The following is a 23,263-nucleotide window of genomic DNA, read 5'->3' on the forward strand; positions in this document are numbered from 1 at the left end:
TCCTTGTCAGTCGTGGGTGCCGTTGATGACGTCGACCCCGGAGCGGGTCCCGGAGTCGATGAGCGGGGCGAAGACGGTCCGGGAGAGCAGGAAGCCGAAGAGCGCGATCACGACGACGATCCAGACGCGGACGCCGAGGAAGCGGACCGCGCCCCAGGCGATGAGGCCCAGGACCAGGACGAGCGGCAGTGAGACGGTCACGGGGGCTCCCTCAGCGGACGCGGCAGCGGTGGGTACGGGCGGCGAGTTCGGCGGCGGCGCGGCTGTCGTAGTCGGCGGCGAAGCCGCAGCGCGGGGCCGTGCAGGCGGCGGTGTGCTTCTCGCGGCCCCGGTCGTCGTAGTAGGTGGCGACCTGGACGGGGCCGATGCGGACGACGCGGCGGAAGCGTGGGGTGCGGGGCATCAGGGCAGCTCCTTCGGGCTCTCGTGGTGTTCTCCGGTGAAGTCGGTGACGTGGTCGAGGAGCCAGCGCCGGATCTCTTCGCCTTCGTACTCGTCGGCGGTGAGGATCACGGGTTCGGCGATGAGCATCGCTTCGGTGAGGCGGTTCTGACGGGTCAGCTCGGCGGCGCGGTTGAGCGCGCGGAGCGTGGACGGGCGCACGGTCGGAGGTCCTCCGTAGATCAGATGAGGTGTGCGGCAATGGCTTCGGCGAGCGGCATCGGGACGCCGAGCCGGGCGCGAAGGGTCGAGGTGTCGATGGCAGTTCCGGTCCGTGTCCGGTGTTCGTCAGCGACCTTGCGGGCCAGGGCGACGAGTGCCGGCGGGACGGAAGCGGGGGCGGAGGCGGTAGGCAGCTCAGGGGCTGTCGGCGCGGCTGGATCTTCGGTCTCCGGGCACCCGGTCGTCTCCGCTTCCGGTGCCTTCGGTGCTTCGGGGAGCGCCCGTGTTCCGTGGGCGAGCAGCGTTCCTCCGAGGAAGGCGACCGCGGGCCATCCGGCGACGAGGATGCGCAGCCAGGCCGGTACGTCGTTCAGGTCGAGGAGGCCGGCGGTCGCGACGTTGGCGCCGAGGGAGGCGACCAGGGCGACGAGGAACCAGCACCAGGCCGACGCCTTCGCGCCGCCGGTACGGAGCCGGTGCCAGGCGGCGACGAGGAGCAGGTCGACGGAGACCGGGTAGGCCCACGCCTTCCATCCGTCCTGTCCGGCAGCGGCGGCGAGGTCGTGGAGGTGGGCGAAGGACAGGGCTCCGGCGATGGCGGCCTGGACGAGGACCGCGTCCGCGCGCACGGCGGTGAGGCGGGCCATCAGGCCGACTCGTCGGGGAAGAGGCCCGGCGGAGGCTCGGGCAGGGACACGGCCAGCGCCGGGCCCACGACCTCCACGAAGGTCGCGTCAGCGCCAGGCGTCTCGGCGTACGTGGCGAAGTGGCCCAGCAGGAGCACGGTACGGGCGAAGTCCTCGCAATCGGGGCACACGGTGGGTGTCTCCTTTCTTGAGGCATGGCGGGGGTAGGGACTTGGCGCGGGACGGCCGCGCCAGCCGTGGGAGTGGTGCGGGCTACGAGGCCGGGTGCGGCGCGGGCACGGGCCAGGACGACTGCACGGGGACGGCCGGGGTCGACGGCCGGAAGGGGGCGAGGGCCGGTACGTCGGGGGCGAGGAGGGATGTGGCGCGGCAGGTGGCCGCGGCTTCGGCGAGGGTCAGGTGCGGCGTGCGGATGCGGGACCAGCCGCCGGAGGTGTCGCCGACGGCGGCGAGGCCGGGCCGTTCGGCGGGGATGGAGCAGGCCGCGTAGACCGCTTCCGGGGCGATGTCGCCGAGGGCCATCTTGGCGGATGCCTCGTCGTTGACGCGGTGGCAGACGCGGCCGGTGAGCTGGGCGCGGAGCATGGTGGCGCCCTTGCCGAGTTCGGCGCCGAAGCGCTGGCCACAGACCTCCAGGTAGATGCCGGCGGCGCGGCCGAGCTGGGCGAGGCGGATGAGCTGGGTGACCATCTCGTCGCGCCGGTCCTCGTCCTTCCTGCTCGCGACGAGGAAGAGTTCCGCCACCTCGTCGATGAACAGCACGATGGGCGGTGGCCGGTCCTCGTCGGGCAGTCCCCAGATGTCCGAGGTGATCAGTTCGTCGGGGGTGCCGGGGGCGATGCCCTGCCGGGCCTTGATCAGGTCGTAGCGGTCCTCCATCTCGGCCACGAGGACGGGCAGTAGGTCAGCGGCCTGCTGCTGGTCGACGGCGAGAGCGGAGAACCGGTCGGCGAAGGGCGACAGTTCGACACCGCGCTTGCAGTCGATGCCGACCAGGACCACGGGCTGAGTCGCCAGTCCGGCGATGAGGTTGCGCAGGTACATGGACTTGCCGGACAGCGTGGCGCCGAGGACGAGTTCATGCGGTACGGCGCGGTAGTCCCGGACGAACGCGGTGGCGTCCTCCCGCAGCGCCACCGGCACCCGCAGCAGCCCGCCCCGAGCACGCCGGGGCATCCGTACGTCGCGCAGCACGTCGAAACCGACGAGCCGCAGTTCGACGACCCCGGGCTTCACGTCACGTACGTACACGGCGTGGACGCCCCAGGCGTGCCGCAGCCGCTCCGCCGAGGCGGCGATGTCGGCAGGTTCCTGCCCGGGAGCCAGCCGAAGCCGCATCCGCAAGCCGGTCGCGGTGGGCCGGATGAGACCACGGCGGGGCGGGACCGGCCGGATCTCCCGGCGGGTGGTGGCCTTGACCGCCACGGCCCGCCAGCGAGGCGGTTCGACGGTCAGGCCGCAGGCGTCCATGGTCGAGGAGTACGAGGCCAGCAGCCGGACCACCGAGGCCGGGAGCCCGACCGCGGACCAGTAAGCGGCAGGGTGGGCGTGCCGGGCGTAGGCCGCGCCGCCTATCGCAGCGAGCGATCCGCCCACCTCCGCCACCGTCAACCAGTCGGTCATGCCGGTCAGCCCGCCTGAGCCATCGGGAAGGCGCCGGGGGTGACGGCGGTGGCACGGTAGGCGATGCCGTGCCGCTGCTGGCCGTTGAAGACGCTTTCCCACGGACGAGCCACCAGGCCGGGCAGGGAGACGGGCGCACCGACGGTCAGACCGTCCGTGACTCCGCTCTCCGGGATGGTGACCTGGATCAGCGACGACTCGCCCTCGTCGATGTAGACGACGCCGACCGTCATCAGGGCCTCACCGCTCACGGCGTCCTTGGCGATCTCCCCGGTCTTCCGGTCGCGCACCTTCGGCGCCGGCGCTTCGGTGAGGAGGACGGTGGCGGACGAGGCGTCGATACGGATCACACGCACAGATGTCTCCTTGAGCTTCTTGAGAGTCGCAACCTGTCACCTGACAAGTTGACTTAGCAAGTTCGAAGCTAGGGATGACAGGTTGACTTGTCAAGTGACATTCGAGGTGAACGGTCCCGCTTCCGGGGTCAGTTCAGACGGTAGGTGTCTTCCAGTTCCTGCCGGTCGGCAGGCAGGAGCACGTCAGAGACTTGCAGTGCCTGCCCGGAGGCGTCACAGGCGATGACGAGGACACTCAGGACCGGTACGCCGTCCGGCAGGTCCAGCAGCTCACGTTCGGTCGCGTCAGGCAGGCGAGCGGAGACGCGCTCCGTCACGTGGTCGAAGCGGACCTTCTTGCGCGTCTCCAGGTGCGTGCGCGTACCGGACTCCAGCACCTCGGCACTCGCCAGATCGGTACCGTCGACCAGGCCGGCAGGGAAGTAGGAGGAGACCAGTTCGACGGCCTCCCCGTCCTCCTCGACCAGGAGGCGGCGCATGAGAGCCTTGGCACGCTTCGGCAGCCCGAGGACCGAGGCCACCCGGGCCGGTACCGATACTTCGGCGACCTGTACGAGCCGCCCGGCCGTCTGCGACTCATCACGCGTGAGCACGTCACGGCCGCGCCGTTCTCTCTCCTCGGCGCCCGCAGGGCGACCGCGCACGATGGTGCCGTACCCCTGCCGGGACTCCAGCCAGCCGTCACGCTTCAGGAGCTCCAGGGCCCGCACGACCGTGGGCCGGGACATCCCGAACGCCTGGACAAGTTGGTTCTCGCTGGGAACGCGGGTACCGGGCGGGTACGTTCCGTCCTCGATGCGACCTTGCAGGGTCTGCGCGAGGCGCACGTACTTGGGGGCCTCCACCTCATATCCCATGAACGCCGCCCGTCACGATTGGCCAAGTCAACTGGTCAACCAGACTAGCGTTGCGCATCCACAGATGCACCAGGGTGGGGTTGCCGCTCATTCGGGCCAGGCATCAGCCATCACGAAGGAGACCACCGTCCCACCGAAGCGACTGGGTCCGGAGTGCCACGACTCGGCCATGGCGTCGACCAGCAGCAGCCCGCGCCCATGCGCGTCATTCGCGCCCGGCCGGCGCATACGCACGTTCGCCGGGAAGCCGGGGTTGTGCACCTCTACGCGAAGCGAGGTTTCCTCCCGGAACCACTCCACGCGCACACGCCACTCCTCGTCCGCCCGTCCGTACAGGATGGCGTTGGTGACCAGCTCGGAAATCATCAGCGCACAGTCGTCGACCGAGCAGGCCGGGTTGTACGGGGCGATGAACTTCCGGAACCAGCGTCGAGCCCGAGGGACGGACTCCGGAACCGGATGCAGGGTCATTGCCCCGAGCCACGGTGATTCCTCGCTGGGGAAGCGGTTGAACCGGTAGGTCATCCGCGCTCACTCCTTGCCGCTGCCGTCGCAGTCGAGGCAGCGCCGCTTCGATGTGGCACGGATGTGGTCGTTGGCGGTGGCGAGGACCACCGACGTACGCGAAGCGACGCGCTTCCAACCGCGCCCCCGGCATCCCCGGCATGCTGCGCGCGTGCCCTGATCCGGCCGCCGACCTGCCACTCCGTGCCCCCTTCCAGTAAGTGGCCTTAGCCACTTACTGGATAGTGGCATTAGCCACTCGCGTCGCGCAAGCAGTTCACTTAACTGACGCACCGTCATGTCACACCAGTGGATAGCCCTGTTCGAACGCCCAACGGTGCGGCGGATAGGTCGCCTCGGCGAACTCCAACGGCCGGTCCTGCATGTCGTAGACGACGTGGTGAACGATCAGCACGGCCGAGCCTGGTTGCAGCTCCAGGTCAGCGGCCTCTTCCTCGGTGGCGCTCCGAGCACACATCCGGTCCTCGGCGTAACTCCCCTGCCGGCCGGTCATGTTCTCGACGTACATCAGGGTCCCCTCCTGGATCCGCCCGGGGTCCGTGAGCTTGGGCGCCCGCTGCCCGACATCCGGGGCGAACCACGAGGTCGACAAGGTGATCGGACCGTCCTGGTTGTTGGTCACCCGTCGGCGGTGCACGGCCCGGCGGTCCTTCACCAGCCCGAGGGCCTCAGCGACGTGGTCCGGTGCGTCCATCCACCCGGCCGACGTGATCACCGCGTACTCACCGGGCGTGTAGATCTTCCCGGTCTGACGGGCCCGGCCGTACAACTCCCGTGCCCGCCGGTTGACTTCCAGGCTGCGCACATAGGTCCCCGAGCCCTGCCGCTTCTCGACGAGCCCCTGATGACTCAGCGCCTCAAGAGCGCGAGCCGCAGTCGGACGGGACACCTTCCAGTCCGCCGCCAACTGCCGCTCAGACGGCACCTCGTCACCCGCTCGCAGGTCGCCCCGAAGGATCTGATCGCGGATGTGGTGAGCGATCTGAAGATACTTCGGCTGCGCCTCCTCGATCTGCGGCACGTTCCCTCCTCGTCCAAGTGGCTATGGCCTCTAGCCACTATAGGGTGAGTGGTAAATACCAGAGCCCGTAATGTTGACCACATGACGCGGTTGATCGTCGCAGCAGGAGGAGGGGGCGACGCAGTCGCCGCCGCAATGCTTCACGCCGCCCTGTACGGCGACGAGGACCAGGCGGTGATCCTCACGTACGCGTGGGACCGCCTGTTGATCGACCCGGTACCGGGTCCGCGCGGCGCGCATGACTTCACCAGCCTGGAGGCCGTCACCCCGTCCGTGTGGTCAGTGCCGGCGACCGCCCGCCCAGTCGCTCCGGCAGGGTCGACGCTCCCTCGCCTCGCCTCCGAACTTCCACAGACACTCGCCCTGCTGGACCCCTCCCATGGAGTCGAGGGCGTAACACGCCAGCTGGAAGAGTTGCTGGCCCACTTGGCGCCGGAGTCGATCGACCTCCTGGACGTCGGCGGAGACATCCTCGCCCGCGGCGACGAACCGACCCTGAAGAGTCCTCTTGCCGACGCGGTGACGCTTGCAGCGTGCTGCCGAGTGAACGCGCCGGTTCGACTCCTGATCGCCGGCCCCGGTCTCGACGGCGAGCTGTCGGCTGACGATCTCCGTCCATCACTGGGCCCTGCCGTCCACACCCTCACGGCGGAGGACGTAGCCCCAATCAGCAACGTCCTGGAGTGGCACCCGTCCGAGGCCACGGGGATGCTCGCGGCGACGGCCCGGGGGACGCGCGGCATCTGCGAGGTACGCGACGCTGGCCTACCGGTACCGCTCACGGACGAAAGCCCGCGTATCCACGAAGTCGACCTGGACGAGGCGCTGAGCCACAACACCCTTGCCCGAGCCATCATGGCGACGACGACCCTGGACGAGGTCGAAGCCCACAGTCGCGAGGTGTGCGGCTTCTCGGAGATCGACTACGAGCGCAACAAGGCCCTGTGGTTGAAGGACCAGGCGCCGGCGCCACTCGACGCCGATACGGTGCTCCGCCAGATTGACGAGTTCGAGTCGGATGCCCGCGCCCGTGGAGTCACACACACGACGTTCCGCCACCTCACCGAGGTCCTGAACCTCAACGGCTCCCAGCGTAGCGACCTACGCCAACTCCTGCTCACTAGGCGTCCGGAGCAGTACACAGCTCCACTCTGGCGCATCCCAGACGCCACCTGAGTTACAACCTTCTTTACTGGTTCAAGGCGGCTCGCTTCGCTCACCGCGCGCGGCCCGGCCCCCGGCCGGGCCTGCGCTCCTGTCTCCGCCCCGCTCCAGCCCGGCCGGCGCCCGCGCCGCGCTCTACAGCGATCAGCCGCTTGAGACAGAGGAGGGGTACGTCGTGGCTGGGGCGGTCGGCTCCACGGCTTTAACTAGTACCTGTCTGGACGAGGTTGGACCCTGCTATAACGGCCTGCATGGCTTCTGTCACACTGGCCGCCGACTGGGCGGCAGCATTAGGCGCTGTTGCGACCCTGGGAGGGGTGGTTGCCACACTCTGCGCCGGCTGGTGGACGTGGCGGGCGGCGGTGCCTCACCGCAAAGCCACGTACTCGGTCGAGATCACACCCCTGCTGTCCTCTACGCACAGCGGACTGAGCGTCAGCCTGGGCGTGGATCAACTTGCCCACCCGCATACTGTCACCCTTAAAGTGACCAACACGGGTAACAGGGAGATCGTCGCGAGCTCCTTCAATGGGGAGCCGATTGAGTTCCAGATGGGCGCCCGCGTCGTCTCCGTCTTGAGTAAGGACACAACAGGTAACCGGCGAGTGCCGCCCACCAGCATCCACGGCAACGCTCTACATATTGACCCTTACGTGCTTCACAAAAAACAGCAGGTGACGTACAAACTTCTCATAGATGGACCGGCACCAGAACTAAAGATCCGTCATTCACTCAGCGCGAGCCTGAAGCCCGACAACACGCAAGCAATGCGATCCGCGCGTTACCTAGCCATGACGGTTGGTGCCGGTATCGCGGCTGCAATGATCAGCATTTGGATAACGCCACTATTGGGCGATTATGAGAGGACTGCGGAACAAGACTTCATTGAAAACGTGAGGAAAGAGGCCTATCAGGATGCCAGACGAGACCTGGAAAAGGAGCTGAAGGAGAAGGGGGCCGCAGGCGTCAGTGCCACCCCTTCTCCCAGCGCGCCGGCAACGCGCTGACGCTCTAGGCTTCTTTCCCTGCCCGAGGGTTCGAGGCGAAATGGCCGTGCCATTCGCATGCCAGACCTCGCGGGAAACCACGGAGAACAGCGGGAACTCGCCCCGAGTGCAACCAGGACCCCAACACCGCTCCGCCACAGGTCAGCACAGCAACCACCGCCAAGAGGCCCGAGCTTCCCAAGCTGAGGGCTCTGGTCGTCGTCACGGGCCGGCCGTAGCCGCTTACTCTGCTCGACAAAAAGCCCGATAGCGTGGCTGAGGCCCGTAGGGGTGCAGCGAGGCATACGCGCGCCTGGTCGGTCGGCGCGCCCGCCGTCGTGGCTGACTGTCGTCGGCTGAGGTTCGTGCCACTGCCGTGCCAGATGCAGGGGGCAGCCACGGTCAACATCGGTGCCCCGCAGTCGAGTAGCCGCTCACTTCCTCGGCCGGCGAAGCCGCAGATCAGCCCGCAGATCACCCAGCCGCTCTCCTAAAGCGGGTGTCGCGCTTCGGCAAGGCCGACGTCGTCACGATCACCGGAACCGGCGCCAAGAGATCCGCCGCCGAACCATCGAAGTCAGCCAGTTCCACGCACCCCACCAGCCACGCGACTACAACAGCACCAAAGCGGCTGCATCCCGAAGTGGTCGCCATCAACTTGCCGCTTCTGTGGTCCCAACTGCTGTCAGTGCAGCCGTTCACAGAGGATGATGCGTCTCACAACAGCACCATCCCAGGGGGGATCATGAGTACCAACATCACGCCGCCGCCGATGCCGGCTCAGCCGCCTCAGCCCGGCAAGAAGAGCCACACCAACGCCTACATCATCGGCGGCGCGGCCATCATTGCCGCCGCCATCGTCGCCACAGGGATCGTCATCTCTGGCCGCAGCGACGACACAGCAAAGCCACAGCCCACCGTCACCGTGACGGAAACCGTCGTGCCTGAGGCCACAGTCGAAGAGGACATCGCAGCAGCAACCGACCAGAACACAGACGCCAAGGTTGGCGAGCAGGCCCGGAACGGCGGAGCCGTCGTCAAGGTCACCAAGGTGGCAGAGGTCGACACCATCGTGCTCGCCGGAGCCCGCAAATCCGCAGGCGCCGACGCCAAATACGTCGTACTCAAGACCGTCGTCAGCAACGAGGGAAAGGCCAGCATGGACCTGACGTGCTCGCTGCCCATCGTCAATGCGCTCATCGACGATCAGGGCCGACGCTTCGACACGATCGAAGATCTTTACGACGTCGCCGGCAACCCAGGATGCAACGCGCAGCTGCAACCCGGCTTCGACGACGAGATGCAGTTCGTCTATCGCGTTCCAAAGGAAGCGGTGGTCACAACATGGGAGTTCTCCGAGTACGACCTTGAGAACGAAGTGACACCCACCCTCGTCAACCTGACCTGACCAGCCACCATCGGGCCTCCACCCCTCAACCAGGAGTCGGGGGCCTGTCGTGCTGTCAGTACCTGCCAGTACAGACGAGGCGAGCGTGGAGTACTCGTCGATTAGGTGGCCTCCTGCGCACTCATTCGTGTGAGCACCGCACCACAAGCGCACCAGATCGAGCGGGGAACAGCGGGGAGTGGCGGTGAGAACGATCGAGCCCGACGAAGGACGCGCCAACTGTATGCGCAGGTCAGCGCCCTAGGGAGCACAGAGCGCCGCAGCTTCCCAAGCTGAGAGCGCGAGTTCGATTCTCGTCACCCGCTCCGCGCGAAACCCCAGGTCGGCGACCTGGGGTTTGTCCTTTGTCGCTGACTCTTCGGCGCTTTTCGCACCCTCGCGCACTCGAAGATTGGGCACGCGGAGGGCACGGACGCTTAGTTGAGACCGGCCAGTCACTACTTCTCACGCCAGTTCATCCCGCTCACCTGCGGTTCGTTTCAAGCTTTGCAGGACCGAACAGGAAGAGCCCTCAGCCTGCCGTTCCCGAGAAACGCTGCCGAACGGTGCGTCGCCTCACCGCGCGCAAAGCTTTCGGGTCGACTACGCCGCTTCGCTGCCCTGATCACCACTTGCCGGCATCCGCAGTGTGTGATCGCCGAAGTCGGCAATCAAGTCCAACCTGCCGCCGAGCGCTTCGACGTAACGTGCAATGACATCGAGAGTGGCGACCTCGCCATGCTCGATCTGGGACACGCGAGCGATACTCACGCCCATCCGGGCAGCCACGTCCCTCTGGGCCAGTCCATACTGCTTGCGCGCCTCAGCGAGTTGATGACCACGGGCTTCCGCCAGCAGTCGACGTGAACCGGCTTCCACCTCAGCGGGAGCCACACCGGCCGAGTACAGCTCCTGCTCCAGGGTCTCCCAGTCCTGCGGGGTCTTCTTGGGCATGCTTACTCCTCAGTCCTCCGTGTCACTGGTGTAGTCGCGGTAGAGCTGTTCAGCCAGAGGAATGCTGTCGCGGTACCAACGCTCCCAGTTTCCTGCCTTGTCGCCCCCGAGGAGCAGCAGGGCTGAACGAGTCGGATCAAAGGCGAAGATAATTCGCATCTCGGATCGCCCACCTGACCCCGGCCTCAGCTCCTTGAGGTGATGCAGTTCCGATCCCTTCAGCCGGTCCACGAGGGGACGCCCCAGAGTGGGGCCTGCGTCACGCAGAGCGGCAACGGCCTGGGCGACCTGGGAGGCAGAACCGAGATCCTCCTTGATCAGCCGCCTGAACCACTCCGCGTACTCATCGGTGACCTTGATCGCCCAGCTCAAGACGGCTCCCCTCGACACTCACGAGTTTAAGGTTTTCCTTAACTTGCGGCAAGCCGACTGTTTCGACGTTGATCCCACCAACAGCGACCGAGTCCGGCTCGACATCGTGCCCGCCTGAGAACGCACCGTGCTCACCAGTCTTCGCGCCCCGTGCCCATAGCGTTCCCGTAAGAGCGGACAACTTCGGTCAACAGCAACGTGTCCGACCCGCACGACCGGCCGAGCGCATGCCATCTGCACAGGGACATAGGGACCAGTCGAGCGCCGTCGCTTCCCAAGCTGAGAGCGTGAGTTCGATTCTCGTCACCCGCTCCACGAAGAAGGCCCAGGTCGCAGACCCGGGCCTTTTTGCTGTCTCTGGTGTTGTCCGCCGCCGCGTGCCGTCTCGTGCCCGGAGGCGCGGCAGGTGGCTTGCCGATCGCTGTGCTTCGCCTTCCGGACGGTGGTGGCGAGGTCGGCGCGGTTCATCTTCCGTGGCGGAATCTCACAGCCGGCACCGGACGGAAGCCGAATGCGACGTGGTGCCGAGACGTGCGGGTCGTGCCTGTCCCCGGTCGCGTTGAACGCCGACGCTCGGAAGGCCGAGTGGCCGCGCCGGGAACAGCCGGTGTGTCCGGCGCGGTTGCACCTACCGAGGGGCCGGCGCCACACGGCGGAACGCTGAGGCCGCAAGGCCGTCCGCCCTCACCAGGATCCGGGCTGCAGGATCGCGGCACGCCCGCCGCGTACTCGGGCCAGGACTCATATCCGCAGGAGGACTGTTTCATGACCGACCGGCCTTTGACGCTCATGGCAGTACACGCCCACCCCGACGACGAGGCCACAGGAACCGGAGGTGTCCTCGCGCGGTACGCGGCGGAAGGAATCCGCACGGTTCTCGTGACGTGTACCGACGGCGGTTGCGGTGACGGACCGGGGGGTGTCAAGCCGGGCGAGCCGGGGCACGATCCGGCGGCGGTCGCCTCGATGCGTCGTCAGGAACTCGAAGCGAGCTGTGACGTCCTGAAGGTCAGCGATCTGGAGACGCTGGACTATGCCGACTCCGGGATGGCGGGCTGGCCGAGCAACGACGCCCCCGGATCCTTCTGGCGGACCCCCGTGGAGGAAGGCGCGAAGCGCCTCGCGGAACTCATGCGGCACTACCGACCTGATGTGGTCGTCACCTACGACGAGAACGGCTTCTACGGCCACCCCGACCACATCCAGGCCCACCGCATCACGATGGCGGCGCTGGAGATGGTTGCGCTGACACCGAAGGTGTACTGGACCACGATGCCCCGCTCGGGGATGCAGCGGTTCGGTGAGATCATGCGCGAGTTTCATCCGGACATGCCGGAGCCGGACCCTGCCGAGGCCGCCGCGATGGCCGAGATCGGCCTACCCGACGATGAGATCACCACGTGGGTGGACACCACCGCGTTCAGCGGTCAGAAGTTCGACGCGTTGGCCGCGCATGCCAGTCAGGGCGAGAACATCTTCTTCCTCAAGATGGGGAAGGAGAGGTTCGGCGAGCTGATGGGCATGGAGACCTTCGTACGTGTCCGGGACACCACCGGCGCGGCCCTGCCCGAGAACGATCTCTTCGCCGGACTGCGCTGATCCGCCCGTAGGACCGGCCGGGCGAGCGCATCGACCGCACGGCGCGACGGAGCGGGTCGCTTACGGCGCTTCGGCGTTACTTCCCAGGCGGGCTTCCCGCGCCTGCGGTCGCCGACGTGCCCATGGCGTGCCCGTTCGACGTGTCGTCCACGGTCGAGGCGGGTGCGCCGTCGGCGCAGGTGGGCGGCTTGGACTTCGTGGGGCCATGGGAGCTGCCTCCCGGCCACGGGCGACGGCTGTCCCTGCGAGGACCAGGCCCGCCCGGCCGGCCCTCGGGCCGAGGAGCGGGTCCGCGTCGGACGACTCCGGCCGGAGCAGAGACCGGGCCTACGCTGACGTCGGCGCGTGCCTGGGAGGCCGGCTGAACTGCGTCGAGACCTGCGTCCGCAGGCCCACTCAACAGGCCGCCCTTTTGTTCTCGGACCCCCTGCCACACCAACCAGGCCAGTGTGATCCCGATCAGGGCGGCTACGGCGAACAGAGCGACAGAGCGGGCGCCGATCCGTAGGTGCGGCTCTCCACACGGGTTCGCGTCGGCTCGCTACGTCCGCCCTCGGCGCGGCATCTGTGGCGACTTCGCGGCCTCGGCCTCCGCCTTGGCGTCGCTCACCGCGGCGGCGGCCTGTTTCTCGGCCTCGTCGGCAGCCGTGGCGGCGTCGAGGGAGACCGTCGAGCCCGCGTCGAGCTGCGGGACTCGGAGGTCGTCCGACGCGTCGTCGACGCCGGCGGTGGCTTCCTCGTCGGACGGTACGGGCCTGGCAGGGCCTGCCGGCGACTCGTCACCGAACGCACGCGTGACGGTCCGTACTGCCTCGGTCAGCTCCCCCGGGATCACCCAGAACGTGTTGTTGTCGCTGTCCGCCAAGTGCGGCAGTGTCTCCAGGTACTTGTAGGCCAGGACCTTCGGGTCGGCATTGTTGCGATGGACAGCCTGGAAAACGAGTTCCACCGCCTTGGCCTCGCCGTCCGCCCGAAGGATCATGGCCTGCTGCGCGCCCTGGGCCTCCAGAATGTCCTTCTGCCTGGTGCCTTCCGCGGTGAGGATCTTGGCTTGCCGCTCCCCCTCGGCGTGCAGGATGGCCGCACGCTTGTCACGCTCGGCCCGCATCTGCTTCTCCATCGCTTCCTTGATGGTGTGCGGCGGATCGATGGCCTTGATCTCGACGCGGTTGACCCTGATGCCCCACTTGCCGGTGGCGTCGTCGAGGACGGCGCGGAGCCGGGAGTTGATCTCCTCGCGCGAGGTGAGCGTCTCCTCCAGATCCATGCTGCCGATGACGTTGCGCAGCGTCGTCACGGTGAGCTGGTCGATCGCCTGCAGGTAGTCGGCGACCTCGTAGGCCGCCGCCCGCGGGTCCGTGATCTGGTAGTAGAGCACGGTGTCGATGTTCACCACGAGGTTGTCCTCGGTGATCACCGGCCTGGGATCGGACGAGTAGACCTGCTCGCGCACGTCGAGCTTGGTGTTGATCCGGTCCGCCACGGGCAGGACGAGGTTCAGGCCGGGTTGCAGTGTCCGGCGGTAGCGGCCGAACCGCTCGATGTTGTAGCGGCGGGCCTGCGGGACGATCCGCACGGTCGAGGCCACGAGGAAGACGACGACGAGGGCCGCCACGAAAATGGTGATGACCACGGGGTCCACAGTGCCTCCGTTGCTGTGTGTTCAGCGGTTCACGGAAGGAGTTCGCGGGGGTAGACGACGGCCTTGGCGCCGTCGATCTCCATGACATCCACCAGCGCACCCACCGGGATCACCAGGCTCTCGTCGAGGGCGCGGGCGGACCATTCTTCGCCGGAGAGTTTGATCAGGCCACGGGTCGCGGTGACCTCCTGCACGACCTCCGCCCGCTTGCCGATCAGCGCATCGCTGCCTTCGCGCACGAGGGGCTGCTCCGCCAGCCGCAGCGCGACAGGACGAACGATGAGGAGCCCCGCCGCCGCCGCTGCTCCGAGGGCCACGAGCTGTCCGAGCATGCCGATCCCGAAACCGGCGACCACGGCGGCGACCAAGGCAGCGCCCGCCAGCAGGCCGAAGAACAGTGTCAGGGTGAAGAACTCCGCGGCAGCCAGCGCCGCGGCGGTGATCAGCCATACGAACCACGGCATGGAATCAGCCTCCTTCAGGGGGCCCTCTCACCACGCTACCTCCCGGAACACCGGGCAGACGGAGATGGCCGCCGGGTTCTCACGCGGTGAGGAGACGCCCTGATCGGCAGAGGTACGCGGCCGTGTGCGCGGCTTCCGCGGTCGTGAACGTACTGGCGGACGATCGAGGAGGCGCCCGCGGGACCGCTCGTGCTCGATCCGCGCCCGCAGGAGCGGACCACCACGGCCGGCAGCGGTGCGCTCGCGTCGGCGCCCACGGACTTTCGCCGGCAGACGGCGTGCAACAGCCTCCGCGTCGGTGGGTTCCACACCGGTCGGTACAGGTACAGCTCCTGCCCTCGGGGGCTCTCACTCCTGCGCGGCCTTCCCGGCCTTCCTGCTCCTGATCAGCCGGGCGACTGGGTGCGGGCTACGGTGGGTGGCATGTGACGAATGCGCCGGCAAGGGCCGGATCGCACCGGACCATCCGGTAGGCACCGGAGAGGGTTCGTGCCCGTGCCCGTCGCACGGCGGCCCGGAGGTCCTCCCGATGTCTGCTGCCCCGCGCGGGCCGTCCGTCTTCCTCGGGCTCCTGCCCCGGCCGGAACGCGTCCGGGTGGCCCGGGCCCTGCGCACGGAGACGGTCGGTGGCCTGGTGCTGCTGATCGCCGCCCTGGTGGCGCTGGTGTGGGCGAACACCCCGTGGCGCGGCACCTACGAGGCGCTGCGCGACGCCCACTTCGGGGTAGCGGCACTCGGACTGGAACTGTCGGTGCAGCACTGGACCGCCGACGGGCTGCTCACCGTCTTCTTCCTGGTCGCCGGGATCGAGCTCAAACGCGAACTCGTGGCCGGCCGGCTGCGCACCCCGGCCACCGCGGTCCTGCCCGTGGTCGCCGCGGCGTGCGGCATGGTGGTGCCCGCGGGGATCTACCTGGCCACGGCCGCGGTCGGCGGCGGCCGGGCCGACGGCTGGGCGGTGCCGATGGCGACCGACATCGCTTTCGCACTCGCGGTCCTCGCCGTGCTCAGCACCCACCTGCCGACCGCGCTGCGGGCCTTCCTGCTCACGCTTGCGGTCGTGGACGACCTCGGAGCGATCCTGGTCATCGCGGTGTTCTTCACCGGCCGCCTGAACCCGGCAGCCCTCGCAGGGGCTGCCGGCGGGCTGGTCGTCTTCTACCTGCTGCAACGGTTCAGGGTGCGCGGATGGTGGTGGTACGTGCCCTTGGCGGTGGTCGTCTGGACGCTGACGTACAACGGCGGGGGGCACGCCACCGTGGCCGGGGTGGCGATCGGGCTGATCCTTCGCTGCGCCCGCGACCAGGATGCGGGCGAGGACGCCTCGCCCGGGGAGCGCGCCGAACACCTGCTGCGTCCGGTGTCGGCCGGTGTCGCCGTCCCGCTCTTCGCGCTGTTCGCCGCCGGGGTGAGCATCTCCGCTCCCGTGCTGGGCCAGGTGTTCACGCGTCCCGAGCCGCTGGGCGTGGTACTGGGCCTGGTCATCGGGAAGGTTCTGGGGATCTTCGGGGGGACCTACCTCGCCGCCCGCTACACCCGGGCCCGGCTCAACCCCGACCTCGCCTGGGCCGATGTCTTCGCCCTCGCCGTTCTGGCCGGAATCGGCTTCACCGTCGCCCTGCTCATCGGCGAGGCGGCCTTCGCCGACCCGGCGGACACCGAGCGGATCAAGGCCGCCGTGCTGGTCGGCTCACTGCTCGCCGCCGGCATGGCCGCGGTGCTGGTCAAGCGCCGTAACAGCATCTACCGCAGGCTGTGGGACGAGGAGCACCTCGACGCGGACGCCGACGGCATCCCCGACGTCCACCGGCGCGGTACGGCGGGCTGAACCGTGCCCGGCGCCGCCGCTGAAGAAGGCAGCCCGCACACCGGCCGGTGGACGCTGCGGTGGACCGGCGCCGCACATCCGCCGCCCCTGCTGCCGGCTCAGGACGGACGGGCGCAGTACCTCGAAGCCGGGCAGGGACTCCTCCTCGGCGCCGGTCCGGGCACCGGTGGCAGCCGGCCGGACGCCGTGCGGTCGCTGCCGCCGGGTTCCACTTTGCTGCTCCACACCGACGGTGTGATCGAGATCCCCGGCAGCGACCTCGACACCGGACTCGCCCGTCTGCGCCGCCACACCCTCGCGCTCGCCCACGAACCGCTGGACACGCTGTGCGACCACCTGCTCGCCCGCACGCCGCCCGGCGGCACCGACGACGTGGCCCTGCTCGCCCTGCGGCTGCCGCCGCCTGAGAGCCCTGCCGGCGCCGGCCGCGGGACGTGACGCTCAGTCTCCAGGACCAGGACGCGAACCGGCCGAGCGGGGCCGTGTCAGGTGTGTCGCCTTCGGCGCACCTCCACCCCCAGGACGCAGTGCCTCGACGGTCCTGGGCACCGGCCGCGGGGCGTGGCGCACGTCAGGGATGAGGCGGCAGCCAGCCCTGCTGGACGGCGCGTACGCCTGCTTCGAAGCGGCTGCGGGCGCCGAGGCGGTCCATGAGTTCGGAGGCGATGCGGCGGGCGGTGCGGTGGGACACGCCGAGGCGTTTGGCGATGGCCTCGTCGGTGTGGCCCTCGGCGAGGAGGCGCAGGGTGGTGGCCTGCTGGCCGGTGAGGCCGTGCGCGTCGGTGGGGACGACCCGGCCGAGGGGCTGCGCGGACTCCCACGTGGTTTCGAAGAGCGCGCACAGGGCGGTGAGCATGCCCTGTCCGGTCAGCAGGACCGCGCCGGCGGCGGTGTCGTCGCTGCTGACGGAGATCATGGCGATCCGCCGGTCCATGAGGATCATCCGCGTGGGAAGCGAGGCCACCGTGCGGACCTGGCCGCCGAGCCGGGCCAGCCAGTTGGCGTGTTCGACGGTGGGCCGGTTGGTGCGCACGCTGTCCAGGTAGATCGTGCGCATCCGCACGCCACGGCCGAGCAGGTCCTGGTTGAGCGGCCGGGAGGCGGCCATGTTCTCCGAGGTCTGCGGCCCGCCCGGCGCGAACGTCAGTAACTCCTCACGCACCTCGCGGGGGAGCGCGGCCAGCCGGTCGCGGATCCGGTCGAGGCCCACCAGGTGCTCCACACCGGGATGGCTGCCGGCCGGCTGCAGTTCGGTGTACTCGGAGATGAGCTGGGCCGCGGCCGCCCGCGAGGCCTCCAGGCGCTGCCGCTGCGCCGCCAGCCGGGCCTGCTGCCGGGCCACCAGGATCTCCATGCCGATGTCCGGCGAGACCGCCCGCAGCCGTCCCGCGTCCCCGGCGGCGGGGCGCACCAGCGCCAGCTCGCTCAGGGTGTCGAGGGCCTCGCGTATCTCCTCCTCGGGCAGCCCCGCGGCGTGGCCGAGGTCCGCGACGCCGGCGGCCGGGTGTCTGAGCATGGTGCGGTACACCGTCTCCGCGACGGAGTCGAGTCCGAGTGCAGTCAGCACGTGAGCCCCCCGTTTTCTGCACACAACGTCCCCTGTCGAGTCGCGATCTTCGCAGAACGGCAGCGCTTCGGCACAGGGTGAGGACGGAACGGGCCACGGCCGCAATCGGCCATCCGGCGAGTGCGCCCGTCGGCCTCTTCCGTTGAGACGCTGAAGCGCATGTACCTCGTCCACGCGCATCTGGAACTCCCTGCGGGCGCGCATCTGCCGCCAGGTGTGCGCGGGTTGGTGCGCTCGGCCATCGTCGACGGGGACCGTGTCGAGCACGTCGCCGTGCATCCCCGCTCCGCCTCCCGGCTCACTCTGGGCTTCTATCTGCTGGCCGACGGGTTGGAGGAGGCCGAGGAACGGGCCGTCCGCGTCTGCGGCCGACTGGTGGGCGCGGTCCCGCAGTTGGCGGCGGCGCGACTGACGGGTGCGGAGGTTCCGCTGGTGCCTCTGGCGTTCGAGGCGCACCCGGTGGACTGAGGCGGCCCGCGTGGACGCATTCGTCCAAGGCCCTTTCCGTCCACCGGGGAGTCCTTCTCACGGGCCCGGGCGGCGACGAACCTGGGATCACCGGCCAGGACGCGCGTCACCGCGGGACGCGACAGCGGGCCGGACCCGTCACCTCTTCCCGGAAGGAACGGACAGCCATGCCTCGCACCCGTGTCTCCAGGGCCACCGCGGTCGCCTCTCTCGTCGGTGCCCCGGCTCTCGCCGACCCGGCCGACGACGCCGGCTGGCAATAGCCGCCCGCCGCCCCGACGGCCGCCGCCGCGGTCCCACCGCCGGCTCGTGCACCACGCCTGCCCTGCTCGTCCGCACGGGCACCCACCTCAATCACCGCGGGGGGAACAGAAGTGAAGAACAGACGTACCAGCGGCCGCAGATCCGCGGTCCTGCTGACCGCCGCCGCCCTCGGCACCGGACTCCTCACGGTGACCGCCCCCACCGCCGACGCGGCCACCACCTGCTCGGGCGGCGTCAACATCTACGGTGTGCTCGCCGACGGCAGGCTCACGTTCAGCCAGATCAACCCGGCCACCGGCGACCTCGCCAAGGTGCTCGTCGGACCCGACCTCGGCTTCGAGCCGCAGGCGATGGCGACCCTCAACTTCAACACCGTCCTGGTGACTTCCACCACCGGCGCCCTCTACCGCGTCGACATCAGGACCAACAACACCAGCCTCGCCCTGCTGAACCCGCCGGTACGGATCGCCGACAGCGGCTGGACCCACGACAAGCTCACCTACGACGGTTACGGCCACCTCTACGGCACGACCGCCGCCGGCCTGCTGCTGCGGTACAACGTCACCGAGGACAAGCCCGCCGGCTCCCAGCACATCGGCGTACGCACCGAGATCGACACCGGCTTCGTCCTGAAGACCCTCACCGCGACCGGCGACGACCGGCTCGGCGCCACCACCTCGGACGGGCGGCTGCTCGACTACACCGTCGCCGGTGCCGGTTCCTGGAAGAGCAACACCCTGAAGTCGTCCGGCTGGTCGGGCTTCAACCAGCTCGTCTCGCCGGGCGGCGGTCTGTACTACGGAAGGCTCTCCACCGGAGCCATGTACTGGTACAAGGACGCCAACCCGGCCGACGGCTCCGGCGCGGACATCACGTACCACCTCGACGACCCGGTCAACACCAGCGGCTGGACGCAGAAGCTGCTGTCCGCGCAGCCCCGCACGTACAGCTGCACCACGTCCGTGGACAGCGTCGACCGCAACGACATCGGCGAGGTCAAGGCGGCCGGGCGGCAGCTGATGAACGAGAAGGACGCGGCCTGGGCCAACTCCACGCAGTGGGCCTGCCTGGAGAAGCTGTGGGACCACGAGAGCGGCTGGCGCTGGAACGCCACGAACCCGTCCTCCGGCGCGTACGGCATCCCGCAGGCGCTGCCCGCCTCGAAGATGGACGTCGCGGGCGACGACTGGCACGAGAACCCGCTGACCCAGATCCGGTGGGGTCTGAGCTACATCGACGGCCGCTACGGCTCCCCGTGCAACGCGTGGAACTTCTGGCAGGCGAACAACTGGTACTAGACCGGCGGTACGGGCACGGCGACAGGGCGGTCCTCCCCTCGGTCGAGGGGGAACCGCCCTGTCGCCGTGCCGGTCGCCGTCCGTCAGGCGATCTTGTCGTAGCGCAGGGCGACGTAGGACGAGGCGGCGTGGCTGTCGATGGTGCCGCTGTACACGTTCGCGGTCCTGTAGTTCATGTCCGACTCCGGGCTGCTCTGGGAGTAGTAGTAGAAGGTGCCCGCATCCTGGTCCTTCCAGCCCGCGAAGAGGACCGCGTGACCCTCACTGCTGGAGTTCAGCGCGTCACCCGGCCTCAGGTTGGCCTTGGAGATCTGAGTGCTCGCGCCGGCGAGGGTCTGCGTCGTCAGCGACGTGGTGAGGTGCCAGGCCATGGACACGAAGCCGGAGCAGTCGGTGCGGTAGGAGTCGTCGCCCTCGATGTCGGTGGCGTAGGCACTCTGGCTGTACTGGATGTTGCGGCTGTACCAGTCCTTGGCGCGGGTGATGACCTCGCTGCGATGGATCGTGCCGCCCTGCACGGACTTCGGCGGGGCCGCCGGCACGTAGGCGCAGTTGTCCGCGTAGGCCGACAGCAGGGTCTGCGTCCAACCGGAGGCGTCGACGGGGTCGTTCGGGTGGTACGCGATGTCGCTGCCGTCCGCGTCGGTCGGGTCGGCGTCGTGGTACCAGTACAGGCCGCCGTTGGTCCGGCCGTAGTAGAGGCCGCCGCCGGGCGAGGACAGCGAGTCGACCGCCGACCAGCCGCTCGTCTTCAGCACCGCGCGGTCCCAGTCGTTCACGCCGTTGATCTTGTAGCTGAGCAGGCGTCCGTCCGAGGTGGAGGCGATGATGCGGTCGTCGCCCGCAGCGGCCAGGGTCTTCAGGACGAAGCCCGTGTCGATCACGACGTGCTGACCTATGTGGGCGGACCCGGCGGGCTTGTCCTGCGACACCAGGTACTGGTGGAGCTGTCCGTCGACCGTGCCGTAGAGGTGGCCGGCGCCGTCGTAGACCATCTTGTCGAAGGTCCAGCCGCCGTCCCAGATCTTGACGACCCCGGCGAGGCCGAGGGACGTGTTGTTGGTCTGGACGTCGACGCGGTAGAGGTCGCCGGTGGTCGAGGTGACCAGCACCGTGTTGAAGTTGAGCGTGGCCATCGCCTTCGGTGTGAAGCCGAGGCCGGGGCCGATGAGCGTCTTCAGGCGGTCGCCGGTGTTCGGTGCGATCTGCGTGTACGTCAGCCTGCCGTCCGACAGGGTGCCGTAGATCGACACGTCACCGGTGCACGACGCGACGGCCTGTGCGGTCCCGCCCGTGACGGTGACCAGGCCCAGGGACATCGCTCCGACGGCGAGGACGGCGGACGTACGGCGCACGGCATTGCTCAGCTTCACGGTTTCTCCTGCGGCACGGAAGTCGAGTGGGCGCACGCACGTCCCTGACCCGCGCAGCTGCCCTGCAGGTGCAGCTGAGCGGGATGTTCACGGGAGCGGCGCCCGGTGGCGGGAACCACTCTCGTCGCGCCTCGGGGGTGCCGGAAGAGTGAAGAGCCGGCCGCAAGGGTCCCTGGCCGGTTGCGTCCTGAGGCGTGTCCGCCGGTGGTGGGAGGACGTCCGGCAAGGCGTCCCGCGCGGCCGTGCCCGCTTCTGCTGCGCGGCCACCGCAGGAGCCGGGCATGCCGTCCGGCACCGGCTTGGGTGCGGCCACGTCCCGCTGGGCGCGGCGGCGGCGTGGGGGAGACCGGGCGTTCTACGGTGAGTCGGTGCGACCTGTGCCCAGGTGGGCGTTGCTTTCGTCGGTGTGCGCGCCTGTCCTGTTGATCGCGGGCTGGACGGTCGCGGCGCTTCTCGAAGGGCCCGCCTACGACCCCGTCACCCAGACGATCAGCGTCCTGGCGGCCTACGGGGCGGCGGGGTTCTGGGTGATGACCGGAGCGCTGCTCGCCCTGGGGGTCTGCCATGTGCTGACCGCCTGGGGGCTGCGGGCGGCCGCGTTCGCCGGGCGGGTGGCGTTGGGCGGCGGCGGAGTGGTGGCGTGGGTGGTGGCTCTGCTCCCGCCGCCGAGCAGCGGCGGCTCGCTGCGGCACGGTTCCGTCGCCGTGGTCGGCTTCGTGCTGCTGGCGGTCTGGCCGGTGCTGGCCGCGCACCGCAGTGGGACGGCGCCGTGGGGACTGCGGCCCGTGCCCTCGCTCGCGGCGACCGTCGTGATGGGTGTCGGAGCGGCCTGGTTCCTGATCGAGATGCAGCGTCAGGGTGCCCCCGGGGTCGCCGAACGCCTTGTGACGGCCCTTCAGTCGCTGTGGCCCTTCGTGGTCGTGGTGTCCTGTGTGCGCCACGCCGGCCCGGAGGAGGGTGGAGGTGGTGCGGGTGCGGGGGGCTGACGGGGGGTGGGGACGGTGGTGTGGGAGACGGTTGCCGGTCAGCCGCGTTGGAAGAACTCCACCTCCGCCAGGGCCAGGTGGCGGCCGTCGGACAGGCCGACGGGTGAGCGGAGGACCAGGCGTATCGACGTCACGTCGCTGATGCCGGTGGGGAACGTCTGCGGGCCCGCCTTGTCGGCGAGGGTGAGTTCCTTGTGGTGGCGTTCTCCGTCCTGCGTCGTCACCTCCATGTCCAGTTGGAGCGCGCGGGCCTGACGGTCGTACTGGTCCGGCGACTTGGACACGCCGTTGATGATGCTCAGGTCGATCAGCCGGAACGGTTTGCGGAAGGTGTAGGTCACCGAGGCGCCCGCCGCCGGCGCGCCCCAGTAGCGGTTGCTCAGGCCGTCCGTGGTGTTCGTCGCCGGGTGCCGGGGGATCTCGGCGCTCGCTTCGACGGACACGGGCGTCACGGGCTTCGGCTTGCTCAACTTGTCCCGGGTGTCCTCGACCAGGGCGCGTCCGGCGGGCAGCAGCCAGACGCCGCCGACGCACAGCGCCGCCAGCACGGCCAGGATCACCAGGAGGCGCACCGCGCGGCCCGATCCGGCCCGCACCCGGCGGCGCAGCGGCCACACGGTCCGCCACCACGGCAGCGGAGCGGCCTTCGGGGCGAGGTTCAGCGCGGTCGCGCAGCGCCGGCAGAAGCGGCGGCCCGGCGCGTTGAGCGCGCCGCAGGCGGGACACGGCACGCCCGCCCCTTCGTCCGGCACCGCCGCTGCCGGTCGTACGACGGGACGCGGGGCCACCGGCTTCGCGGGGCGTACGGGCAGCACCGGGTCCGGTGTCGGGGCGGCGGGGGTGCGGGCCGAGGGTGCCGGCGGGGGCCCGGGGGGTCGTGCGCTCGTTCCGGATGCGGCGGCGGGATCGGGGCCGGTGGGGTGTGGGGGCCGGGTGGGGGGAGGTGTTGCGGGGCCGGGGGCAGCGGAGCCGGGTGCGGGGCGGTCGGTGCGGGTGGCGGCCGGGGTGGCCCGGGGCGGGGCGCTCGTGGGGTCGGGGCGGCCGGTGGCGGGTTTCTCGGGGTCGCCGGAGGGTGAGCCGTCGGCGGGCGCGGCGCCTGCCTCACCGGCCTCGGGAGGTGCGGCGGGCGTCGACTCGTCCGCCGGGGTGGGCGTGGAGGGCTGCGGGGGCGTGCTCGGGGCGGGGCTCGAGTCCGACCAGCCGAGGTACGCGCCGCAGTTGCCGCAGAAGTCGTCTGTGGGGTCGTTGGACGCCCCGCACGAGGGACACGCGCGCACGG

The 23,263-nt window shown here is 69.4% G+C and carries 26 protein-coding genes; 9 read left to right on the forward strand and 17 right to left on the reverse strand.

Going from position 1 to position 23,263, the window contains the following annotated elements; genetic code table 11:
* Positions 1-6: 6 nt before the first annotated feature.
* From FGW31_RS16230 to FGW31_RS16270, 10 genes are all read right to left on the reverse strand, one after another.
* Complete coding sequence (locus FGW31_RS16230) at positions 7-201, reverse strand: hypothetical protein (protein ID WP_142194133.1); 195 nt, start codon at positions 199-201, stop codon at positions 7-9.
* Between the two features lie 10 nt (positions 202-211).
* Positions 212-403 (reverse strand): mobile element transfer protein, encoded by a 192-nt coding sequence (locus tag FGW31_RS16235; protein WP_142194134.1) that lies wholly within the window; start codon positions 401-403, stop codon positions 212-214.
* Complete coding sequence (locus FGW31_RS16240; RefSeq protein WP_142194135.1) at positions 403-603, reverse strand: hypothetical protein; 201 nt, start codon at positions 601-603, stop codon at positions 403-405. Before FGW31_RS16240 ends, FGW31_RS16235 begins: the two co-directional genes overlap by 1 nt.
* 20 nt (positions 604-623) lie before the next feature.
* The gene (locus tag FGW31_RS16245; protein ID WP_142194136.1) at positions 624-1,250 is read right to left on the reverse strand and encodes a DUF2637 domain-containing protein; all 627 of its coding nucleotides are present in this window, start codon (positions 1,248-1,250) and stop codon (positions 624-626) included.
* Entirely contained in the window at positions 1,250-1,420 is a 171-nt protein-coding gene (locus tag FGW31_RS35035) for a hypothetical protein (RefSeq protein ID WP_182674657.1), read from the reverse strand. Before FGW31_RS35035 ends, FGW31_RS16245 begins: the two co-directional genes overlap by 1 nt.
* Positions 1,421-1,502: 82 nt before the next feature.
* Complete coding sequence (locus FGW31_RS16250) at positions 1,503-2,873, reverse strand: FtsK/SpoIIIE domain-containing protein (RefSeq protein ID WP_142194137.1); 1,371 nt, start codon at positions 2,871-2,873, stop codon at positions 1,503-1,505.
* 5 nt (positions 2,874-2,878) lie between these two features.
* Entirely contained in the window at positions 2,879-3,229 is a 351-nt protein-coding gene (locus FGW31_RS16255; protein ID WP_142194138.1) for an SCO3933 family regulatory protein, read from the reverse strand.
* Between the two features lie 128 nt (positions 3,230-3,357).
* Positions 3,358-4,086 carry a GntR family transcriptional regulator gene (locus tag FGW31_RS16260; protein ID WP_142194139.1) on the reverse strand — a complete coding sequence of 243 codons (729 nt, stop codon included), beginning with the start codon at positions 4,084-4,086 and terminating at the stop codon, positions 3,358-3,360.
* Positions 4,087-4,173: 87 nt separating this feature from the next.
* Positions 4,174-4,611 carry an ATP-binding protein gene (locus tag FGW31_RS16265; RefSeq protein WP_142194140.1) on the reverse strand — a complete coding sequence of 146 codons (438 nt, stop codon included), beginning with the start codon at positions 4,609-4,611 and terminating at the stop codon, positions 4,174-4,176.
* A gap of 280 nt (positions 4,612-4,891) precedes the next feature.
* Positions 4,892-5,632 carry a GntR family transcriptional regulator gene (locus FGW31_RS16270; protein ID WP_142194141.1) on the reverse strand — a complete coding sequence of 247 codons (741 nt, stop codon included), beginning with the start codon at positions 5,630-5,632 and terminating at the stop codon, positions 4,892-4,894.
* 135 nt (positions 5,633-5,767) lie between these two features.
* Here FGW31_RS16270 and FGW31_RS16275 point away from each other — a divergent pair, with 135 nt between their 5' ends.
* The 3 genes from FGW31_RS16275 to FGW31_RS16285 all read left to right on the forward strand — a co-directional run bounded on the left by FGW31_RS16275 (position 5,768) and on the right by FGW31_RS16285 (position 9,190).
* On the forward strand, positions 5,768-6,808 hold the full coding sequence (locus tag FGW31_RS16275) for a DUF1152 domain-containing protein (RefSeq protein ID WP_233452501.1): 1,041 nt from the start codon (positions 5,768-5,770) through the stop codon (positions 6,806-6,808).
* Positions 6,809-7,047: 239 nt separating this feature from the next.
* On the forward strand, positions 7,048-7,803 hold the full coding sequence (locus FGW31_RS16280) for a hypothetical protein (protein WP_142194143.1): 756 nt from the start codon (positions 7,048-7,050) through the stop codon (positions 7,801-7,803).
* A gap of 478 nt (positions 7,804-8,281) precedes the next feature.
* Complete coding sequence (locus tag FGW31_RS16285) at positions 8,282-9,190, forward strand: hypothetical protein (protein WP_142194144.1); 909 nt, start codon at positions 8,282-8,284, stop codon at positions 9,188-9,190.
* 582 nt (positions 9,191-9,772) lie between these two features.
* Here the strand turns inward: FGW31_RS16285 and FGW31_RS16290 are convergent.
* Together FGW31_RS16290 and FGW31_RS16295 are read right to left on the reverse strand one after the other, a co-directional pair.
* Positions 9,773-10,123, reverse strand: a complete 351-nt coding sequence (locus FGW31_RS16290; protein WP_142194145.1) for a helix-turn-helix domain-containing protein — start codon at positions 10,121-10,123, stop codon at positions 9,773-9,775.
* 9 nt (positions 10,124-10,132) lie between these two features.
* Positions 10,133-10,495, reverse strand: a complete 363-nt coding sequence (locus FGW31_RS16295; protein ID WP_182674659.1) for a type II toxin-antitoxin system RelE/ParE family toxin — start codon at positions 10,493-10,495, stop codon at positions 10,133-10,135.
* Between the two features lie 765 nt (positions 10,496-11,260).
* On the opposite strand from FGW31_RS16295, the gene FGW31_RS16300 reads away from it, so the two are divergent.
* On the forward strand, positions 11,261-12,094 hold the full coding sequence (locus FGW31_RS16300; protein ID WP_142194147.1) for a PIG-L family deacetylase: 834 nt from the start codon (positions 11,261-11,263) through the stop codon (positions 12,092-12,094).
* Positions 12,095-12,635: 541 nt separating this feature from the next.
* Here the strand turns inward: FGW31_RS16300 and FGW31_RS16305 are convergent.
* Together FGW31_RS16305 and FGW31_RS16310 are read right to left on the reverse strand one after the other, a co-directional pair.
* Positions 12,636-13,736, reverse strand: coding sequence for an SPFH domain-containing protein (locus tag FGW31_RS16305; RefSeq protein WP_142194148.1), 1,101 nt, complete (start codon positions 13,734-13,736; stop codon positions 12,636-12,638).
* 29 nt (positions 13,737-13,765) lie between these two features.
* Entirely contained in the window at positions 13,766-14,200 is a 435-nt protein-coding gene (locus FGW31_RS16310) for an NfeD family protein (protein ID WP_142194149.1), read from the reverse strand.
* Positions 14,201-14,729: 529 nt separating this feature from the next.
* Here FGW31_RS16310 and nhaA point away from each other — a divergent pair.
* A complete protein-coding gene (gene nhaA / locus FGW31_RS16315; RefSeq protein WP_142194150.1) occupies positions 14,730-16,028 on the forward strand; it encodes a Na+/H+ antiporter NhaA in 1,299 nt (432 codons plus the stop codon).
* 3 nt (positions 16,029-16,031) lie between these two features.
* Complete coding sequence (locus FGW31_RS16320) at positions 16,032-16,466, forward strand: PP2C family protein-serine/threonine phosphatase (RefSeq protein ID WP_142194151.1); 435 nt, start codon at positions 16,032-16,034, stop codon at positions 16,464-16,466.
* A gap of 133 nt (positions 16,467-16,599) precedes the next feature.
* Here FGW31_RS16320 and FGW31_RS16325 read toward each other — a convergent pair whose 3' ends face one another.
* The gene (locus FGW31_RS16325) at positions 16,600-17,595 is read right to left on the reverse strand and encodes a helix-turn-helix transcriptional regulator (RefSeq protein ID WP_142194152.1); all 996 of its coding nucleotides are present in this window, start codon (positions 17,593-17,595) and stop codon (positions 16,600-16,602) included.
* A gap of 159 nt (positions 17,596-17,754) precedes the next feature.
* On the opposite strand from FGW31_RS16325, the gene FGW31_RS16330 reads away from it, so the two are divergent.
* Both FGW31_RS16330 and FGW31_RS16335 read left to right on the forward strand, forming a co-directional pair.
* The gene (locus FGW31_RS16330) at positions 17,755-18,063 is read left to right on the forward strand and encodes a hypothetical protein (RefSeq protein ID WP_142194153.1); all 309 of its coding nucleotides are present in this window, start codon (positions 17,755-17,757) and stop codon (positions 18,061-18,063) included.
* Positions 18,064-18,437: 374 nt separating this feature from the next.
* Positions 18,438-19,625: an aggregation-promoting factor C-terminal-like domain-containing protein gene (locus FGW31_RS16335; protein ID WP_142194154.1), complete on the forward strand. Its 1,188-nt coding sequence runs from the start codon at positions 18,438-18,440 to the stop codon at positions 19,623-19,625.
* An 83-nt stretch (positions 19,626-19,708) separates the two neighbouring features.
* Here FGW31_RS16335 and FGW31_RS16340 read toward each other — a convergent pair whose 3' ends face one another.
* A complete protein-coding gene (locus tag FGW31_RS16340; protein ID WP_142194155.1) occupies positions 19,709-20,998 on the reverse strand; it encodes a tachylectin-related carbohydrate-binding protein in 1,290 nt (429 codons plus the stop codon).
* Between the two features lie 368 nt (positions 20,999-21,366).
* On the opposite strand from FGW31_RS16340, the gene FGW31_RS16345 reads away from it, so the two are divergent.
* Positions 21,367-21,984 carry a DUF998 domain-containing protein gene (locus FGW31_RS16345; protein WP_185907431.1) on the forward strand — a complete coding sequence of 206 codons (618 nt, stop codon included), beginning with the start codon at positions 21,367-21,369 and terminating at the stop codon, positions 21,982-21,984.
* Between the two features lie 38 nt (positions 21,985-22,022).
* On the opposite strand, the gene FGW31_RS35670 is transcribed toward FGW31_RS16345, so the two are convergent.
* On the reverse strand, positions 22,023-22,715 hold the full coding sequence (locus FGW31_RS35670) for a zinc ribbon domain-containing protein (RefSeq protein ID WP_233452497.1): 693 nt from the start codon (positions 22,713-22,715) through the stop codon (positions 22,023-22,025).
* Positions 22,716-23,263: the final 548 nt, after the last annotated feature.

Source organism: Streptomyces calvus (assembly GCF_006782915.1).
GTDB lineage: Bacteria > Actinomycetota > Actinomycetes > Streptomycetales > Streptomycetaceae > Streptomyces > Streptomyces calvus.

Bases quoted from the DNA above. Each gene is read 5' to 3' on its own strand.
- FGW31_RS16300 (WP_142194147.1), top strand. From the start codon at position 11,261: ATGACCGACCGGCCTTTGACGCTCATGGCAGTACACGCCCACCCCGAC.
- FGW31_RS16280 (WP_142194143.1), top strand. From the start codon at position 7,048: ATGGCTTCTGTCACACTGGCCGCCGACTGGGCGGCAGCATTAGGCGCT.
- FGW31_RS16275 (WP_233452501.1), top strand. From the start codon at position 5,768: ATGCTTCACGCCGCCCTGTACGGCGACGAGGACCAGGCGGTGATCCTC.
- FGW31_RS16260 (WP_142194139.1), bottom strand. From the start codon at position 4,086: ATGGGATATGAGGTGGAGGCCCCCAAGTACGTGCGCCTCGCGCAGACC.
- FGW31_RS16330 (WP_142194153.1), top strand. From the start codon at position 17,755: ATGTACCTCGTCCACGCGCATCTGGAACTCCCTGCGGGCGCGCATCTG.
- FGW31_RS16265 (WP_142194140.1), bottom strand. From the start codon at position 4,611: ATGACCTACCGGTTCAACCGCTTCCCCAGCGAGGAATCACCGTGGCTC.
- FGW31_RS16245 (WP_142194136.1), bottom strand. From the start codon at position 1,250: ATGGCCCGCCTCACCGCCGTGCGCGCGGACGCGGTCCTCGTCCAGGCC.
- FGW31_RS16235 (WP_142194134.1), bottom strand. From the start codon at position 403: ATGCCCCGCACCCCACGCTTCCGCCGCGTCGTCCGCATCGGCCCCGTC.
- FGW31_RS16310 (WP_142194149.1), bottom strand. From the start codon at position 14,200: ATGCCGTGGTTCGTATGGCTGATCACCGCCGCGGCGCTGGCTGCCGCG.
- nhaA (WP_142194150.1), top strand. From the start codon at position 14,730: ATGTCTGCTGCCCCGCGCGGGCCGTCCGTCTTCCTCGGGCTCCTGCCC.
- FGW31_RS16290 (WP_142194145.1), bottom strand. From the start codon at position 10,123: ATGCCCAAGAAGACCCCGCAGGACTGGGAGACCCTGGAGCAGGAGCTG.
- FGW31_RS16250 (WP_142194137.1), bottom strand. From the start codon at position 2,873: ATGACCGACTGGTTGACGGTGGCGGAGGTGGGCGGATCGCTCGCTGCG.